Genomic DNA, 486 nt, shown 5'->3' on the forward strand with positions numbered 1-486 from the left:
CGGAATCACTTTCAACAGCTGATACAGGCGATTTACCAGCTCCCTCCGCTCGGGCACATTGGGCGAGTGAATATCGTAGATACCCGGGCCGATTTCATTGGGGTACCCTCCCCTCTCTCCGGCAAAAGCCTCCCGTAGACGCAGGTCTGAACGTGCGGACTCGATGGTGATGACATCTGCATCCAGCGCCACGATCGCATCCATGATCGCATTGAAGTTGGAATAGCACATGTGGGTGTGAATCTGGGTTTCCGCTTTTACTTCACTGCAGGTGTAGCGGAAGCAGCCCACCGCCCAGGCAAAGTAATCGTCGTGACCGGATACACGCAACGGTACCCCTTCACGCAGTGCCGGTTCATCGATCTGGATGATACCAATGCCCGCCGCTTCCAGATCCAGCACTTCTTCGCGCAGCGCCTTGGCAATTTGCAGGCAGCTTACCGCGCGCGGAATGTCCTCGCGGGGGAAGGACCAGTTGAGGATGGT

The 486-nt window shown here is 57.0% G+C and carries 1 pseudogene; it reads right to left on the bottom strand.

From position 1 onward, the window contains the following. A pseudogene (locus B4U49_RS00230) lies at positions 1–486 on the bottom strand (5-methyltetrahydropteroyltriglutamate--homocysteine S-methyltransferase); the annotation flags it as partial.

The organism is Microbulbifer mangrovi, assembly GCF_002009015.1.
GTDB lineage: Bacteria > Pseudomonadota > Gammaproteobacteria > Pseudomonadales > Cellvibrionaceae > Microbulbifer > Microbulbifer mangrovi.